This window comes from Idiomarina sp. ST20R2A10 (assembly GCF_051842345.1).
In the GTDB taxonomy this organism is placed as follows: Bacteria; Pseudomonadota; Gammaproteobacteria; order Enterobacterales; family Alteromonadaceae; genus Idiomarina; species Idiomarina loihiensis.
Genome location: NZ_JBNIEY010000001.1, coordinates 800,855 through 817,716, shown reverse-complemented (window position 1 = coordinate 817,716; position 16,862 = coordinate 800,855). Strand labels below are relative to the sequence as shown.

Annotated in this window: 12 protein-coding genes; 7 read left to right on the top strand and 5 right to left on the bottom strand. The window is 46.3% G+C overall.

All coding sequences use genetic code 11. The features are described from left to right. The first annotated feature begins 180 nt into the window (after positions 1–180). From ACP7H9_RS04000 to ACP7H9_RS03990, 3 genes are all read left to right on the top strand, one after another. Complete coding sequence (locus ACP7H9_RS04000) at positions 181–2,535, top strand: VolA/Pla-1 family phospholipase (protein ID WP_439222196.1); 2,355 nt, start codon at positions 181–183, stop codon at positions 2,533–2,535. Between the two features lie 72 nt (positions 2,536–2,607). Beyond that, a complete protein-coding gene (gene sohB, locus ACP7H9_RS03995) occupies positions 2,608–3,606 on the top strand; it encodes a protease SohB (protein WP_153848953.1) in 999 nt (332 codons plus the stop codon). Between the two features lie 96 nt (positions 3,607–3,702). After that, on the top strand, positions 3,703–4,986 hold the full coding sequence (locus ACP7H9_RS03990) for a dicarboxylate/amino acid:cation symporter (RefSeq protein WP_011234288.1): 1,284 nt from the start codon (positions 3,703–3,705) through the stop codon (positions 4,984–4,986). 44 nt (positions 4,987–5,030) lie between these two features. Here the strand turns inward: ACP7H9_RS03990 and miaE are convergent, their stop codons facing one another. Next, complete coding sequence (miaE, locus tag ACP7H9_RS03985) at positions 5,031–5,813, bottom strand: tRNA isopentenyl-2-thiomethyl-A-37 hydroxylase MiaE (RefSeq protein ID WP_011234287.1); 783 nt, start codon at positions 5,811–5,813, stop codon at positions 5,031–5,033. A gap of 198 nt (positions 5,814–6,011) precedes the next feature. Here miaE and ACP7H9_RS03980 point away from each other — a divergent pair, with 198 nt between their 5' ends. Further along, positions 6,012–6,611 carry a Yip1 family protein gene (locus ACP7H9_RS03980; protein WP_011234286.1) on the top strand — a complete coding sequence of 200 codons (600 nt, stop codon included), beginning with the start codon at positions 6,012–6,014 and terminating at the stop codon, positions 6,609–6,611. Between the two features lie 87 nt (positions 6,612–6,698). On the opposite strand, the gene ACP7H9_RS03975 is transcribed toward ACP7H9_RS03980, so the two are convergent. Both ACP7H9_RS03975 and cysS read right to left on the bottom strand, forming a co-directional pair. After that, positions 6,699–8,243, bottom strand: coding sequence for a M17 family metallopeptidase (locus ACP7H9_RS03975; protein ID WP_114981572.1), 1,545 nt, complete (start codon positions 8,241–8,243; stop codon positions 6,699–6,701). 28 nt (positions 8,244–8,271) lie between these two features. Then, positions 8,272–9,651 (bottom strand): cysteine--tRNA ligase, encoded by a 1,380-nt coding sequence (cysS, locus tag ACP7H9_RS03970; RefSeq protein ID WP_011234284.1) that lies wholly within the window; start codon positions 9,649–9,651, stop codon positions 8,272–8,274. A gap of 117 nt (positions 9,652–9,768) precedes the next feature. Here cysS and ACP7H9_RS03965 point away from each other — a divergent pair, with 117 nt between their 5' ends. Both ACP7H9_RS03965 and ACP7H9_RS03960 read left to right on the top strand, forming a co-directional pair. After that, positions 9,769–10,266: a peptidylprolyl isomerase gene (locus ACP7H9_RS03965; RefSeq protein WP_011234283.1), complete on the top strand. Its 498-nt coding sequence runs from the start codon at positions 9,769–9,771 to the stop codon at positions 10,264–10,266. A gap of 4 nt (positions 10,267–10,270) precedes the next feature. Further along, a complete protein-coding gene (locus ACP7H9_RS03960) occupies positions 10,271–10,972 on the top strand; it encodes a UDP-2,3-diacylglucosamine diphosphatase (RefSeq protein WP_011234282.1) in 702 nt (233 codons plus the stop codon). On the opposite strand, the gene ACP7H9_RS03955 is transcribed toward ACP7H9_RS03960, so the two are convergent. Then, entirely contained in the window at positions 10,954–12,657 is a 1,704-nt protein-coding gene (locus ACP7H9_RS03955) for a GNAT family N-acyltransferase (protein ID WP_011234281.1), read from the bottom strand. The genes ACP7H9_RS03960 and ACP7H9_RS03955 overlap by 19 nt on opposite strands. 127 nt (positions 12,658–12,784) lie before the next feature. Further along, positions 12,785–14,431: a M28 family metallopeptidase gene (locus tag ACP7H9_RS03950; protein ID WP_110012652.1), complete on the bottom strand. Its 1,647-nt coding sequence runs from the start codon at positions 14,429–14,431 to the stop codon at positions 12,785–12,787. A 176-nt stretch (positions 14,432–14,607) separates the two neighbouring features. Between ACP7H9_RS03950 and ACP7H9_RS03945 the strand changes: the two genes are divergently transcribed. Then, positions 14,608–16,755 (top strand): TonB-dependent receptor, encoded by a 2,148-nt coding sequence (locus ACP7H9_RS03945; protein WP_439222195.1) that lies wholly within the window; start codon positions 14,608–14,610, stop codon positions 16,753–16,755. The last annotated feature ends 107 nt before the right edge of the window (positions 16,756–16,862 follow it).

Genomic DNA, 16,862 nt, shown 5'->3' with positions numbered 1-16,862 from the left:
TTTCTTAATACCATTGGACTGTGGTCGGGTGAGTGGGCTATTGTAACGATATTCGAGTAACTTCTCAGCAAACGAACGAAAAATCGGTAAAAAGCCTTTCATCTTATTTGATACAGGTGTATAAAAATCGTTAAGATAAGACGTAAAATAACAAATCATAAAAAGAATTGAGGATACCTCATGAAGAAATTATTACTTCCGCTTGCAATTGGTTCTGCACTTAGCCTTGTAGGCTGTGGTAGCGGTGACGAAGCTCCTGTTACAGAAACTGAAGTTAGTGTTGCTGCGTCTCGCGTAGTTTTTGATCCGTCGAATGGTGCTTTACCTGTACCAACAAACATACTCTTAAGCGGATCAGTTGACGGTACGTTGAATTTGCCGGTTGAAGATGCGTCAGATATAGCAAACCCTCAGGTTGCTATCAATGGGCTTGATGGCTGGGGTACGCACTCAACCTTAACTTTTAATTTCTCATTACCAGTTGATGAAAACGGTGAGAAAGTCACTATTGAAGCTGCGAGCCTGGAAGCTCAGGGTTCAATACGGGTATTTGAAACGATTCAGGGCGGCAGCGCTGTTTCTGAGCAATGTGCCGCTGCAAATCCTGCGGCTGTATGTGCCGTAACAGGTGAGCTTGAACACAATACCGACTTTACGGTTAAAGCAACGGGTGAGGGCAGTGTTGCCGTTGTACCACTGCGTCCATTCAAACCTAAAACCGGTTACCTGGTGGTATTGACCGACAATATTCAAGACTCCCTCGGTCGCGATGTTAAACCATCACAAACCTATACATTAATGAAGCGTAATGCCGATGAGAAGCCTGTGTCAGGTGATGAAAGTGCCTTATCTTTACAGCGGCTCGTCAATAGCTACGAAGGTGCCTTAGTGCAATCAGAGTATGGTGTTGACCCTGAAAGCGTTATTTATAGCTCGAACTTCACTACTCAGTCTGTGGGTGATGTGTTGGGTATGACAAAAACATTATTGGGTCTAGCGCAAGATCAAGGCATGGGGCCACAGATTACATTCAATGCCCCAACAGCGACCCTAGACACATATGTTTCAGGTAGTATCAGTGATCCTACTTTGTTGGCTGTAGCTCAAAACACTAATGTATACAGTGAATCGATAGCATTGCCTTATTACTTACATACTCCTCAAGATGCGAGTGATAATTCTCACCTCACAGGCAGTTGGGAAGCGAAATGTGATAGCCCCGTCACTATTGTTGGTGGGATCGAAAGCGGAGCTATTCCTAACGGAACTTTGGGTGTGACTCAGGATGCGATCGAGGCTGATAAAGCAGCAGTTATCCAGTCTCTGGTAGAAGCTTGCATTGCTCAACCTGATGGAATTGATTTACCCGGCGTTGATGAAGACCGTCATTTGACTCGCTATAATCCTGTACCGGAACAGCAATCGGTTCAAAATGCACCTGTATTTATGACCGTGCCAGCTTATGAGGCTCCTCCGGCTGGAGGATGGCCTGTTGTAATATTCCAACACGGGATAGGAAGTAGTGCCGCAGAATCAGCTCCTGCAATTGCTACTCAATTATCTGCTGCTGGCTTTATTACTATTGCAATTGATCACCCGCTCCACGGTGGGCGAGGTTTTGACACTGATGGTGACAATGAAATTGATGTTACGGCAACAGGCCAAGAGAACGTAACAACATATATGAACCTCCAAAGCCTGCTAACAACTCGCGATAACTTACGCCAGTCGGTAGCTGATTTATTGGCATTACGTCTAGGGTTGAACAATTTAGCCGCCTCTGGTGCTCCGGTTAATCCTCAAAACGTATACTTTTTAGGACATTCTTTAGGGGCAATAGCTGGCACAGCCTTTGCTCAACGTAGTAATCAACCGAGTGGAAGTGATGCCCTTGACGCTGCATTTGAAGTCCAAGGTGCGTCGCTGGCTATGCCTGGTGGTAGCTTGGCAAACTTTCTTTTAGCGTCAGACAGCTTTGGCCCAACGATTAAGAGTAACCTTTTGTATAGCGCAAATGCTGAGTTTAAAGCAGCAGCAAACGAAGCTATAGCTGGAGGAACAAGCTTGACTGACTTTTATGCTGGCTTTATGGCGCAAGCTTCAGACGACGATGTTGCTCAAATTAATGCAACATTCGAGCAGTTCGCTTTTGCAGCTCAAACCGTTATTGACTCGGGTGACCCTGTCAACTATGCCGCTGATCTCGCTGAAAACACTCCTGTGTTCCTGCTTGAAGCAGATGGCGATACCGTGATTCCAAACTCAGTTGAGAACAAGCCTCTGGCAGGAACTCAGCCATTAGTTGGTTTGATGCAACTTTCAGATGCTCGGCCTCCTGAGTCAACTGTACCTGTTCAGTCTGAGGATGGAGCACCGGTTTCTGCTTATGCAAGTTTCTTGGGGGGAGCACATTCATCGTTACTGGATCCAACAGCATCGGCTGCAGTAACGGCAGAAATGCAAACTCAAATTCTGACTTGGTTTGGTAGTGGCTTATTAACGATACCAGTCGATAACGAAGAAGTGGTAGAATAATCTCAGGTTATTGAACACTTGGTATTCAAAGGCCGGCAGTTATGCTGGCCTTTTTCGTTTTAGGAGAGTGGTATGGATTTTGTTGCTGATATTGGAGGCTTTTTACTAAAAGCCGCTATTATTGTGGTGGCTGTTGGTTTTATTGTGGGCCTTATTGCTCAAGCGGCGCAGAAACAGAAAAAGAGTAAAGGTGACTTACAAGTCACGCATTTATCTAAAGAGCTGAATGAGCTGAGTGAACAATTGAAAATTGAGCTTATGGATAAAAAAGCTCAGAAAAAAGCACTGAAAGCGTTAAAGAAAAAGAAGGCTGTGCAGAATAAAGAGAAACGTCTTTTTGTTATTGATTTTAAAGGCAGCATGGATGCAAAAGAGGTCGACAGTTTACGCCATGAAGTCAACGCTATTCTAAACTTGGCCACCGAGAAAGACGAAGTACTGGTAAGACTGGAAAGCGGCGGTGGTGTGGTTAATGGTTATGGTCTGGCGGCGGCTCAGTTGCTGCGTTTGAGAGAGCATAACTTAACCGTTAATGTTGCTATAGATAAAGTGGCTGCAAGCGGCGGTTATATGATGGCCTGTGTTGGTCATAAGCTCATGGCGGCACCTTTTGCCTTTATCGGCTCAATAGGCGTGGTTGCGCAAATACCGAATTTTCATCGGCTTTTGAAAAAGCATAATGTCGATTTTGAGCAATTAACCGCGGGTGAATATAAGCGCACTTTGACTATCTTTGGTGAAAATACTGATGAAGGGCGTCGTAAGTTTAAACAGGATTTAGAAGCCATTCACCGTCAGTTTAAGTCTTTTGTTCAGGAAAACCGAAGTGAACTGGATATAGACAAAGTAGCAACAGGCGAGGTCTGGTCAGGTCAGGAAGCAAAAGAGCTTGGCCTGATTGATGAAGTGACGACCAGTGACGCGTGGTTAATGAAACAGCATAAAGGTTTTGACGTATTAAAATTACAGTATGTTATCCGTAAACCGCTAAGTGAACGTTTTGCGAAAGGTATGTCTGTTATTATTCATACCTTAAAATCTTCCTTAACCCGGTCAGATGTCGCACAATAGAAGGTGTTCAGCGAGGCTTACAGTTTTATAGCTGCTTATTTAAAAGCTTTCTGCTAGGCTGTCGCAGTTTTTTAGAATGAATAATAAAGGACGCTTATGAGCGAAAAGAAAAAACTCAGTCTGACTAGCCGCATTGTTATCGGCATGGTCGCTGGGATCATTCTCGGTACCATTATTCGTTACGTTGCCGGTGATAATGCCTGGGTTTCTTTGTATTTAACCAATGGTCTTTTCGACGTTGTTGGTCAAATATTCATTACCTCTTTAAAAATGCTGGTTGTGCCATTGGTGTTTGTATCACTGGTGGTCGGTACCTGCTCCTTAAGTGACCCTAGTAAGCTTGGGCGCTTAGGCGGAAAAGCAGTGGGCATGTATATGGTCACCACGGCCATAGCAATTACTTTTGCAATTGGCTCGGCAATTCTGGTGCAACCGGGCTCGGGTATTGAGCGCGCTTCAGATGCCAGCTTTGAGCCCAGTGAAGCACCATCGGTCAGCGAAGTCATTGTTAATTTGTTTCCCGACAACCCCATTAACGCTATGGCTGAAGGCAATATGCTGCAGATTATTGTGTTTGCATTGCTGTTCGGTATTTCTATGGCTCTGGTTGGTAAACCGGGTGAACGTTTGAAAGGCTTTTTTGATGATTTAAATTCGGTCATCATGAAGTTGGTTGTTATTTTAATGAACCTAGCGCCTTATGGTGTATTTGCGTTAATGGCTAAGCTGTTTACGGAAATTGGCGTGGAAATGATAGGCAGTCTGGCGAAGTACTTCCTGCTTGTGCTGTTTGTGCTGCTCGCTCATGGTTTAATTGTTTACCCCTTATTTATGCGCGTTCTGGCACGGGTTAAGCCGGGTATCTTTATGCGTAAGATGCGGGATGCTCAACTGTTTGGCTTTAGCACAGCAAGCAGTAATGCGACTATGCCTATCACATTAGAAACCGTTACCCGTCGTTTAGGTGTTAGTAACAGTGTCGGTTCCTTCACTGTGCCGCTGGGCGCTACCATCAACATGGATGGTACGGCTATTATGCAAGGTGTTGCTACCGTCTTTATTGCGCAGGTTTATGGCCTGGACTTAGGTGTTGCTGAATACCTGATGGTGATTATGACTGCAACTCTTGCATCGGTCGGTACTGCCGGAGTGCCCGGGGTTGGGCTTATCATGCTCGCCATGGTGCTGCAGCAAGTTGGTTTACCGGTTGAAGGTATTGGCCTTATTATCGGTGTGGATCGCTTGTTGGATATGACCCGAACCGCAGTTAACGTAACCGGTGACGCGATGGTCAGTTGTGTGGTTGCGCGCTCAGAAGGCGACTTTGATGAAGATGTTTATTATGACAACGACGCTGGCAAAAAGCTGGAAGAGCTCTAACGGCTGACGTTTTTCCGGTTATTACTTTGAGAGCCGGTGCACACTCAAGCGTGCACCGGTACTCCTGAGTGAAAACGTAGCTCAGTATCTTCAGACATAATCAGTTCTGCTTCCCACTCTCTAAACTGATTAACCCGCTCGGTAATGTCCGTATCGCTTAGCTTCTGCGCTAACTCGAGGTAATCCTGATAATGGCGTGCTTCTGAACGTAACAGGGACACGTAAAAGCGAGCTATATCCTCATCCAGATAAGGAGCCAGTGCGGCAAAGCGCTCACAAGAGCGCGCTTCAATAAGAGCGCCTATAATTAACTTATCAATTAAAGCCTGCGGCTCGTATGTACGTACATGCCGGATCAGGCTGGCCGCATAACGCGATGCGCTGAGCTTATAAAGGGGCACATCACGCGCCTGCATTATTTCAAGAACCTGCTGGAAGTGATGTAGCTCTTCCCGAATTAAACGGGACATTTTATCAATAATTTCGTCGGCGTATGGTTGTGACTCTGCGGCTTGTAAAGCGTGAGACAGCTGCTTGCTTTGTTTAAGTTGTTGAAAATCTCCGATACCGCGATAAACCAGGTCTTCGTATGGCTGCAGAGCGTCAAGCAGGGTTTGTCCGTGATCTTTATTAACGGCATAACGGCGCAGCAATAAGGCTGCACTTTGAGCCGCTTTTAACTCACAGTGCAAATGATCCAGTAAGATGACGGGCAGATTCTCAGCCAGCGACGCTTGCTTAACCCACTCAGGAGGCGTTCGGCAAAGTAAAAACGAGTGTATTGGGTCGAGTAGATTTAGATAGGGTTCGACGAGACTATAGTTCACAGCGATCCTTCTTGGCGTAAAAGGTGTAATAAGAAATTAACAACTAACCCTTTGTTCTATAACAAAAGGCCTTGACAGAATACCGGTGGTGCTGAATATTAGATACATGGGGTGAATTTTTCAGCAGTACCCGCATCAAAAATTATAACGTATTTACGAATTTGGCGGTATGACCGCGAACTATGGGGAAGTGAAATTATGATACTGAATCATATTTGGGGTTTATACGCCCATCCAGCGCAAGAGTGGAAATCGATAGACAGCAAGCGTGAGAGCTTTCTTTATTCGTGTTCTCATATTTTACTGATAGCAATATTACCTTGTCTGGCAGCTTACTATGCTTCAGCTCATATCGGCTGGAGTGTTGGTGCCCGCGAGTCTATTTATCTTACCCAAAGCAGTGGCATCATGCTTGGCGTTGCAATGTATATTGGTATTTTGGGAGCCACGTTTGCGTTGGCTTACTTAATTTACTGGATGGCAAAAACCTTTGGTGCTGATCCCAGCTATACGAAATCGCTTGAATTAGCAGCTTACGCGGCAACTCCGGTTATTATGTCGGGGATAGCGTCAATTTATCCTGAGCTGTGGTTTGTTGCTTCCGTTTTTCTTATTGGTGTGGCTTATTCGGTATACCTGCTTTACTCAGGCCTACCGGTTATTATGCACATTCCGGAAGAACGTGGCTTTCTGTACGCGAGCTCGGTAGTGACCGCAGGTCTTATTGCTATGGTTGTATTAATGGCAACAACCGCCATTTTATGGACCAATGGTTTTGGGCCAGATTTTATTTCTTAAGGTAAATGCTAAATAAAAAAATGCCCGGTTCTGTTTAACCAGAACCGGGCATTTTTTATTGTTTTCAATAAAGTGCTTTCGTAAAAGTTATTTCTTCAGGTAATGACCCGCCAGACAAGTAACCGGAGCTGCTGTTGGTTTGCCGTGTTGCCAGTCTCCGCCTTCCACACCGCTACCGGCAATATCAATATGGATATAACTTATTGGGTGCTCACTATCAATGCCATGATTGTCCAGACCGGACACCCCGGTCAGAAATGCCATTGGGAACTGGTGTCCACGTGGCGTAGCGGCAGAAGGACCGTTGTTAGATGACAAGAGGTCATCGCACAAGGTACGGCCTTTAACAAAGTCAAAGTCTTCACGACGTGACCAGGATATTTCTGTTGGGTCACCATAGGTTTCGCCTGCATTGAATAGAGCCTGAGCCAGATTTTGACGACGTGCATGGCCATTGGGTACCAGAGCGCTGTATGGACCTTTTGAAAGGGCTGCGTGGCCTGTCAGAGTTGCTACCGTATACAATTCGTGTTCGCCATCACTTTTTGCCGCTTCTTCGCGCAAATGCGACAACAAGTCGGCCATTATCAGACGGCCTTCGGCATCGGTATTACCAATGCGGACACGCTTGCCGCTGTGGCCGGTAATAATTTCATCAGCAACAAAAGCATCCGAACCAATGCTGTTACGTACCGCGCCTATCTCAGCAACCACATTAAGGTGTTCTGGCTGTAATTCCGAAACCGTTTTTAAGAAGCCGGCAACGCCTGCGGCACCACCTTTATCTCGACTCATACCAGCCATATGACCACCGGTTTTTAAGTCAGCACCACCGGTATCGTAAACAATACCTTTACCGGCAAACATGACCGTACGTTCCGGGTTGCTGCCGTGATACTCAAGGCGAATAACACAAGGGCGGTGACGCTCCACAGCCATTGATGAGCGACCAACGGCTGCCAGCAAAGGGTACTCATGTTGGAGTTGCTGGTAGTCATCGATAACCGTGACCTTAACCGAAGTGTGCGCAAAAGCCTGGCGGCAATACTCAGCGAATTTGGGTGGTGCCATACGCTCAGGTTCGGTACCTGCAAGATCGCGAGCAACGCGTTTACCGGCTTCAACTGCCATAGCCCATTCAACGTCAAGCTCTCCAACTAAAATGACGTTCTGAGTCGGTTCAATGGCTTCTTCACCATGAGCTTCACGAGCTTCCAGTGGCTGGTAAAGTGCCTGACAAAAGCCAAGGTAAGCGGCTAAAAAGGCTTGTTGGTAACGTTCGTCATTGATATTGACATTATTCAGTGCAATAACCGGGTGGCGGGCGCCGGCATCCTGTGCAACTTTTGCTGCTGCATGTGCCGCATCGAAAACTTGACGGACATCGTCAAAGTCACGGTTTAACGGCCCGGTAGGCGCCGCGACCAAACGCTGGCCCGGAACACCGTCTGCTTTTAACAGCAACGGCTGTTTGCCCACTCTTTGATCGGTGATTTGTGCCTGCTGGATAGTTTCAGCCAAAGCAGAGTCGTCAATAGAATCAAAATTTCCAATTAAGATAAGTGCGTCGGCACCATCTTTTGAGTATGCGTCAGCCAGTGAGCTGACGATTTGCAACTGTGCAAATGCCATAGGTAAAACCTCTTAATCAGTTTGTCGGTTAAGCGCGACGCCAGCGGGTGCCTTCAGCACCGTCTTCTAAAACAATGCCCATGTTGGTTAGTTCATCACGGGCTTCGTCTGCTGCGGCCCAGTCTTTATCTTCCCGGGCCTGATTACGCTTGGCAATCAACGCTTCAATTTTGGCGACATCGTCGTCGTCACCTTGTAAAAACTCTTCCGGAGACTGTTGCAGCAGCCCCATTACCTCAGCCAGCTCAAGCAAAACGTGCGCTAACTGCGCGGCTGTGTCCGGAGCACTCTCGCGGTTGCGGTTAATTTCCCGGGCAATTTCAAATAACACACTCATGGCTTCCGGCGCGTTTAAGTCGTCGTCCATTGCCTGCTGAAAGCTCTGCCAGTATTTACTACGCAATTCTTCGCTGGCGGTTTGCGGTGTTATGTCACGCAATGCGGTGTATAAGCGCTCCAGAGCGGAGTGCGCCTGATCCAGGTTTTCCTGAGTATAGTTCAGCTGCGAGCGATAGTGACTCGACAGCAGAAAATAACGAACCGTTTCCGCGTCGTATTGTTCCAGTACGCTGCGAATCGTGAAAAAGTTACCTAGTGACTTCGACATTTTTTCATTGTCGACCTGCACCATACCGCTGTGCATCCAGTACTTTACGTACTCAGATTGATTTGCGCAGCAGCTTTGAGCTATTTCATTTTCATGATGAGGAAAAGACAAGTCAGAGCCGCCACCATGAATATCGAAAGTGCTGCCTAAGTGCTTCTTATTCATTGCTGAACATTCAATATGCCAGCCCGGGCGACCTTCGCCCCAGGGCGAAGACCAGCTGGGCTCTCCGGGTTTAGCACTTTTCCAGAGTACAAAGTCGAGCGGATCTTGCTTGGCCGCATCAACATCAACCCGTGAACCCGCTTGTAATTGCTCTAAGTCCTGACGACTGAGCTTGCCATAATCGTTAAATGTAGAAACATCAAACAGAACGTCGCCGTTACCGGCTTCATAGGCGTTACCGTTTTCAATAAGGCGTTCAATCATCAGGATAATTTCATCCATATGACTGGTTACACGTGGTTCAATATCGGGACGGACTAAGTTCAACGCGTCAAAATCTTTGTGCATTTCCCGAATAAAACGCTCAGTCACCTGATGAAAATCTTCTCCGTTTTCTGCTGCACGTTTAATGATTTTATCGTCTAGATCAGTAATGTTGCGGACGTATTTAACGCTGTACCCCAGCTTGCGCAGATAGCGCACAACAATATCAAAAGCGACATAAGTTCTGGCATGGCCAATATGGCAGTAGTCGTAAGTGGTAACACCGCACACATAAATACCCACATGGCCGGGTTGAATAGGCTCAAATAACTGCTTTTTGCGAGTGAGGGTGTTAAATACGGTTAATGCCATAAATAGTGTCTCTTACTTTTAAACGGTTAGCGATGAAAACTGGGGGCTTATGATACCACCTATGGTACGGCTCTGGTACACTATTGGCTGGTTTAGTCAATGAAACAGGTACATTCAATGCAAGTCGTTTTACATACCAATCATGGTGATATCACTTTAGAAATGCACAATGAAACCGCGCCTAAGACTGTAGATAACTTTTTACAGTATGCCCGTGACGGTTTTTATGACGGCACAATTTTTCACCGTATTATTAGTAACTTCATGGTGCAGGGCGGTGGTTTTGAGCCTGGCATGAAGCAAAAAGAAACACGCGCGAATATTGAAAACGAAGCGCCGACAGCAAAACCCAATGTGGTTGGCTCGGTGGCTATGGCGCGCACGCCCGATCCTCATTCCGCATCGTCTCAATTTTTCATTAACGTGAACGACAATGCCTTTTTAAACTTTCAGAATGAAACACCGAATGGCTATGGTTATTGTGTATTCGCAGAAGTTGTTGAAGGTATGGATGTGGTAAACACCATTAAAGACGTGAAAACCGGTTCAGCGGGCTTCCATCAGGACGTGCCGGTTGAAGACGTGGTTATTGAAAGTGTGTCGGTTAAAGACTGATTCCATGACCACCGGTTTTATCGCTGACTTACATTTAAGTCCGGGGCGGCCAGATATTCTGGCTGCTTTTGATGACTTTTGTCAGCAACACCAAAATCTTGATGCGCTATATATTCTAGGTGATTTGTTCGATGCCTGGCTGGGCGACGACGACACCAGCGAATTTGCGGCGCAAGTAAAAAGTCAGCTGAAGCACATGACGGATAGCGGTGTACGCCTTTACTTTATGGCCGGGAACCGTGATTTCATGGTGGGTGAGCGTTTTGCCAGCGACGTTGGCTTAACCCTTCTCCCGGATGAAACGGTCATTGACTTGTATGGCGAGCGGATACTGCTGATGCACGGTGATACCTTATGTACGCTGGATAAAGGCTATCTGCGTTATCGGGCTATTATCCAGAATGCTATGGTCAAAGGTATTATGCGCAGCTTACCCTTGTCCTGGCGTATGCGTATTGCTAATCGGTTACGGCAAAAATCCAGTAGCCAAAGACCTGAATTAACCCCGGAACAGCTTTATAAAATGGATGCTCAGCACAGTGAAGTGCTGCATGTTATGGAAAAGCACGGCGTTAGAAAGCTAATTCATGGTCACACACACCGTCCGGCCGTGCATTGCTTTACTCTCGGTGACGGCAAACCTGCTAAACGTATTGTATTGGGCGACTGGTATCAGCAGGCCAGTGCTTATCTCGTTTCTAAATAACGCTTGCGCTTCTTCGCGCTGAGTTTGGTGGTATCCACTAACACCAGTCCGTCTATCGAATGATTAAAATCCGGGTCAACGCCAAACTCTAAAAACTGCACTCCGCCGGGTTCGCATAGCTCCGAGTACTGTTTGTAAAGTGTGGGAATGGCGGAACCGATATTTGCCATGTAGCTTTTTAGCAGAACAAATTCATCGGCGTAGTTGTTACCGGTAAAGTCAGGCACCGTTGAGTCGGTGTTTAAACGATAAGGAATGTTTGCCCTTGCCATGGGTGTTTGCGGTGGGAAATGGCTGCTGTAAAATTTAACTAAAGCGGCCTGTGCATCCTTTGGTAAGGCGTTGCTAATACTGACAGAACCAAATAAGTAACGATAATTTGGGTGCTTACGCAACAGCGCTCCAATACCAACCCAGAGGTAGTCCAGACTGCGTTTACCCCAGTACCGGGGTTGAACAAATGAGCGACCCAGCTCCAGACTTTGCGGAAAAATCTCCTTCATAGCGTCTGAGAACTCATAGAATCCGTCACTGTAGAGTCCGTTTTGGCCGTGCGTTTCTATTATTTTATTGCAGTCGCCCAGACGGTAAGCACCAGCAATTTCAAGATCATCCGGATCCCAGAGTATCAGGTGCATATACCAGGTATCGTACTCATCAAGGTCGCGTTTACGCCAGGTACCTTCGCCCACGGTGCGAAAAGCCACTTCTCTTAAGCGGCCTATTTCCCGAAGAATAGGGGAGCTACCACTGAATTCATACAGATAAATCTTTTTGCCACATGGGGTTTCACCCAGTAATTCACAGGCCTCAATGGCCGCTTTCAAAGGCTGGCGCGACTCGGGACGGGCTATTGCTGTTTGAGTCGGGAAAATCGGCTTTTTTTGAGTGCCTAAACGGTACAGGTGCTTTTTAAACAGTTTAACCTGCTGATTTACACTCAACCCCTGATGAAGAAAGGCTTCAACCGGAATTCTTTGCCCTATATGACATTTAACCTGCTTACGTTGCTGGCGAAACATTTCCTTCACCAGGAGCATGGTAGCTAAAGGCTTGTAGACCATAGAAGCGGTGTAAAACCAGGCCGAGTTATGAGCGTCGAGACGTATGGGCAAAATGTCACTTTGAGTCGCCTTGGCTATTTTCAGGAAGCCACTTTGCCAGTGTGTGTCACGTACCCCGTTAGGGCGTAACCGCGACACTTCACCTGCAGGAAACAGTATGACGCACCCTTCGTCGTGAAGGTGGTTATGTATGTTGCGAATATCTTTGCGGCTGGGTTTGCCGCCGAAGACATTAACCGGCAGCAATAAAGAATTAAGAGGTTCGAGTGCAGACAGCCATTCATTGGCAACTATTTTTACATCGCTGCGCATTTCACTCACTAACTTTAATAACGCCAGCCCATCAAGAGAGCCTATCGGATGATTCGCAATAATAACCAGACGTCCGCTTACAGGGATATTATCCAGTTCTTGCGAAGAGTAGGAGTAAGTGAAATTGAAGTAGTCCAGAGTGTGTTCAACAAAGTCTATGCCTTCTAAAGAGGGCGAGCTTTTGCCAAACTTCTGAATGTCTTCTTCGTGTAAAAGGTTGCGTAAAACCCAGGTTGTTGGCTTCTCTAACCAGGGTTTACCTTTAATGAGTGGAAGCTTGTCATTAACGACTTTGTCTACAGATAACATCAAGTGCTCCGGCAGCTACTGATGGTAAAAGTGTAGAGAGCGTAAATGACAGTTTAATGACGGTCGCTAACAAAAAAGGGAGCCGGTTAAGGCTCCCTGGAGTTCGTTCTGTGCTTTAACAGTACGCTTAGTCGTTAAATTGCTTACCGAAGAACGAGTCTTCCAGCCATTGTGGACGCTTATCGGCGTTCGCAATTTCTTTACCAATGGCAAAGTTAATATTGGTAAAGCGGGCTCCTGCTTCGTAGTTAATATCTAAATTGAGTCCATCGCTGGGCTTGTGATAGTGCTCAGCAAAAAACTCGCCCCAGACTTCGCCGCCGTCTTCACCTTCGGTACGTGAGGTAAAGCCAGTCATTAAAAATACCGCCGGAATGCCTTTTTTGACCAGAGTGTAATGGTCTGAGCGAGTAAAAATAGCCTGCTCAGGCATAGGGTCAGGGCTTTGCTTTGTATCGAATTGCTGAGCTGCCTTGCTAACAGTGTCACCCAAAGTTGAATGAGAAGCACCAAAGGCAATGACATCGGCAAAATCATACAGTAGTACCGGCATATCCAGGTTTACGTTTGCTACGATATTTTCTAAAGGAACCGTTGGGTTATTGGCAAAGTAGTCCGCACCTAACAGACCTTTTTCTTCTGCAGTTACCGACAAGAACATAATTGAACGGTCAAATTCTTGCTCTGACTCTACAAACAAGCGCGCGGTTTCCAGCATAATGGAAACGCCACTGGCATTATCCATCGCGCCATTATTGATATTGTCTTCGCGACTCATGTCTTTTACTACGCCGATATGATCGGAATGCGCAGTATAAACAACGTATTCGTCTTTCAGCGTTTTGTCAGAACCAGGTAATACGGCTGCGACGTTAGGGCTGGAAATTTCCTCGTGACGCGATTCACGAGCCAGGGTGACTTCGCCTTCCAGTTCAAACCCTTTAGGAGAGAAGTCCGGGTCTTCCTCAATTTTCTCGAAGATAGTGCTCAATTCAGTCGGAGCATTCGCAAACAGTTTCTCTGCAGGTTCATCATCAATATAGGCAGAACCTTTTAACTGCTGTTCTTCGCCTTTAGGTAAGCCATTAGGACCTAACCAGGTCATGCGAGGTGTCTTGGTGTAATAAACACTGGTTTCGTATTTGCGAGTTTTTTCGCGCACTGGAGTGTGTAGTGTAATAATGCCAACAGCACCTTTTTCGCGGGCAATATCACTTTTAATGTTGGCCAGGTGAGCACCTTCCTCGCTAGGTAAAAATTCCGGACGGCCGGTTAACATGACAACAATTTTGCCTTCTACGTCAAGGCCGTTGTAGTCATCAAGACCAAATTCAGGAGCTTCCATACCATAGCCGACAAAAACTAATGGCGCAGTAATTTCGTCCTTTTCTTCATAATGACTTGGACCGGTAATGAATTGCTTAGGGAATTCAAACTCGACCACTTCACCATTGTTTTCAAAGGTCATTCGGGCGCTGTTTTCTTTCAGTGTACTTTTACGAAAAGGAATGCGCTGATAATAAGTGCCGTCATCACCTGCAGGCTCAAGGCCTAACTGCTTGAATTCAGAAACGATGTAGTTCGAGGCAATTTCGTGCTCGTTGCTACCGGTTTCACGACCTTTAAGGTCATCGTCTGCAAGAAACTCTAAATGAGCACGAATATTGGATTCCTCAGCACGGATTTCAGTCGTTTTTGACTCGGGTTCTGATGCGCCACAAGCCGCTACCAGCAGGCTTAATGTAACGGGCAGAAGAATATGGGATGGCTTCATATCATGTCCTTGGTTTTATTTTTATCGTAATAGCGAAGCTAGTGTACCGCAGCAGATAACAGACAACCAGAGTGGATAGTTGAAAGAGTGTTGCAAAACGTATCAAGATTTTGTAATGTTATATTATTACAATAACGAGATGGCGTTAATCTGAAACAACGTTAACTGGAGTGGTTATGAAACTGAATGCGTTAACTCTTGCATTACTGGCAACAAGTACCGTCGCGCATGCGCAACAGCAAGAAGAACATGAACACATTAATGACTATGAAGTCATTGTCATTAATGCAAGCCCGCTGGATAAGACAGCGCTTGAATCAGCACAGCCGGTCAATATTATTTCCGGTGACGCGCTTAAGCAAAAGAATGCTCATAGTCTGGGGGAAACTCTGGCAATGGAACCGGGTATCAATAACACTCACTTTGCGAATGTCGCAGGTAGCCCCATTATTCGTGGATTGGGCGGACCAAGAGTGAAAATTACTCAGAATGGTCTTGATACTGGTGACGTATCCCGTGGTGGTCCCGATCATGCAGTTACAACGGAAACCAGTACAGCACAACAAATTGAGGTATTAAGAGGGCCTGCAACTTTGCTTTACGGTAGTGGAGCAATTGGTGGCGTGATTAACGTGGTCGACAACCGGATCCCTTCTGAGCCTGTTTACGGCATTCAAGGTAATGCAAATGTGTCAGCCTCGACTAACAATGATAATAAAGAGGGGTCTTACGACTTGCAAATAGGCAATGGTCGCTGGGCTCTTTATACCGATGCCTTTATTCGTCGCGCCAATGATTATGAAACACCGTCATTTACGAATGACGAAGGTGAAACGGTGGATCATGTCGAAAACTCGTTCATTGACGCTCAGGGTGGCACCATTGGCGCCAGTTACCAGTTTGATGACGGCTTTTTCGGAGTGTCTTACCAGGGACTCTATCAGGAATACGGTATTCCCGGTCATGACCACGGTCATGGTGAGGAAGAAGATGAGCATGAGGAAGAGCCGGGTCATGAAGACGAGCATGAACACGCAGAGGCTGGCCCTTATGCAGACCTGGAGCAAGAGCGTATTCAATTTGCCGGTCAGTGGCGTAATCCTTTCAGTGGCTTTAACCGCTTAGATTTTCGCGCCGCTTTAACTGACTACCAGCATCAGGAAATTGAAGACAATTTCGTTGCAACTCAATTTGAAAATGAACAAAAAGAGATACGACTGATTGGTCAGCATAAAGAAATTGCAGGATGGAAAGGTGCTGTCGGCTGGCAGTGGGACATCAGTGATAAGGCGGCTTTTGGCGAAGAAGCCTTTACGCCGAATACCTCGCGTCGCACTCAGGGCTTGTTCTGGGTCGTAGAGCAGGAATTTGGTTCTCATCACGTTGATTTAGGTGTTCGCCATGAGCGCACATCGCTTTCCAGTGAGGAGCGCAAACTGGATACCTTTGATGCCACTTCAGCGTCTGCTGGTTATCTCTACCACTTCAGTGATCACACCTCGGTTTCATTTAACCTAAGTCATGCAGAAAGAGCTCCGGCTGCAAATGAAGTTTTTGCTAACGGGAATCACTTTGCAACCCGTACTTATGAACTTGGCCTGGGTTACGAACTACATGAAGAAGAGCTTGACGAGTATCATGTTGAGCCAAACGAAGTGGCAATTAAAACCGAAACGTCAAACAATATTGATGCGGGTTTTCATTACGAAAATGACAGCTTTCATGCAAATTTGAACGTGTTCTACAATCGCGTTGATGATTTCATTTACGATGATTTTATTGGCCTAAACAGTGAACAATTGCATGGTGATGAGGATCATGACCACGAAGAGCATGCCCATGAAGAGGAGCACGAGCATGATCACGACGGTCTGCAAGTGGTTCAGTTTAAACAAGTTGACGCCGAGCTCTATGGCTACGAACTTGAGTTAGACTGGAAATTCGCAGAGCATTGGTCACTTCATGGCTTTAGTGACTATACCCGTGCAAAACAGCGTGATGGCGATGATTTACCGAGAATCCCGGCGCAACGCATTGGTACAGAAGTGCGTTATCAGGCCGTTGGCTGGGATGGTGCTATCGGTTATACGCGCTACATGGAACAGGATAAAATAGGGCAGAATGAGACCGTAACCGATGCTTATGGCTTACTGAACGCCCGCGTCAATTTTTACCCGGAGTGGTTAGCAAACTACGGTGCTACGCTTTATCTGAAAGGTGAAAACCTGACAGATCAGCTAGGTTTTGTTCACAGCTCCTTTATAAAAGATGACGCACCTGTTACCGGTCGTCGTTTCCAGGCTGGCGTTTCTATTAGCTTCTAATTGAACAGCCCTCCCGAAAATAACGCTATCGTCGTAATTCGGCGGTAGCGTTTTCGTGTTATTTCACCGCAGCCAACCGATTTTTATCCCGAACTTTGTTAATATAA

What these genes read in the sequence shown, in the direction of transcription:
- ACP7H9_RS03955 (WP_011234281.1), bottom strand. Translation starts at nt 12,657, where the DNA reads ATGTTATCTGTAGACAAAGTCGTTAATGACAAGCTTCCACTCATTAAA.
- sohB (WP_153848953.1), top strand. Translation starts at nt 2,608, where the DNA reads ATGGATTTTGTTGCTGATATTGGAGGCTTTTTACTAAAAGCCGCTATT.
- cysS (WP_011234284.1), bottom strand. Translation starts at nt 9,651, where the DNA reads ATGGCATTAACCGTATTTAACACCCTCACTCGCAAAAAGCAGTTATTT.
- ACP7H9_RS03990 (WP_011234288.1), top strand. Translation starts at nt 3,703, where the DNA reads ATGAGCGAAAAGAAAAAACTCAGTCTGACTAGCCGCATTGTTATCGGC.
- ACP7H9_RS03945 (WP_439222195.1), top strand. Translation starts at nt 14,608, where the DNA reads ATGAAACTGAATGCGTTAACTCTTGCATTACTGGCAACAAGTACCGTC.
- ACP7H9_RS03960 (WP_011234282.1), top strand. Translation starts at nt 10,271, where the DNA reads ATGACCACCGGTTTTATCGCTGACTTACATTTAAGTCCGGGGCGGCCA.
- ACP7H9_RS03975 (WP_114981572.1), bottom strand. Translation starts at nt 8,243, where the DNA reads ATGGCATTTGCACAGTTGCAAATCGTCAGCTCACTGGCTGACGCATAC.
- ACP7H9_RS04000 (WP_439222196.1), top strand. Translation starts at nt 181, where the DNA reads ATGAAGAAATTATTACTTCCGCTTGCAATTGGTTCTGCACTTAGCCTT.
- ACP7H9_RS03950 (WP_110012652.1), bottom strand. Translation starts at nt 14,431, where the DNA reads ATGAAGCCATCCCATATTCTTCTGCCCGTTACATTAAGCCTGCTGGTA.
- ACP7H9_RS03980 (WP_011234286.1), top strand. Translation starts at nt 6,012, where the DNA reads ATGATACTGAATCATATTTGGGGTTTATACGCCCATCCAGCGCAAGAG.
- ACP7H9_RS03965 (WP_011234283.1), top strand. Translation starts at nt 9,769, where the DNA reads ATGCAAGTCGTTTTACATACCAATCATGGTGATATCACTTTAGAAATG.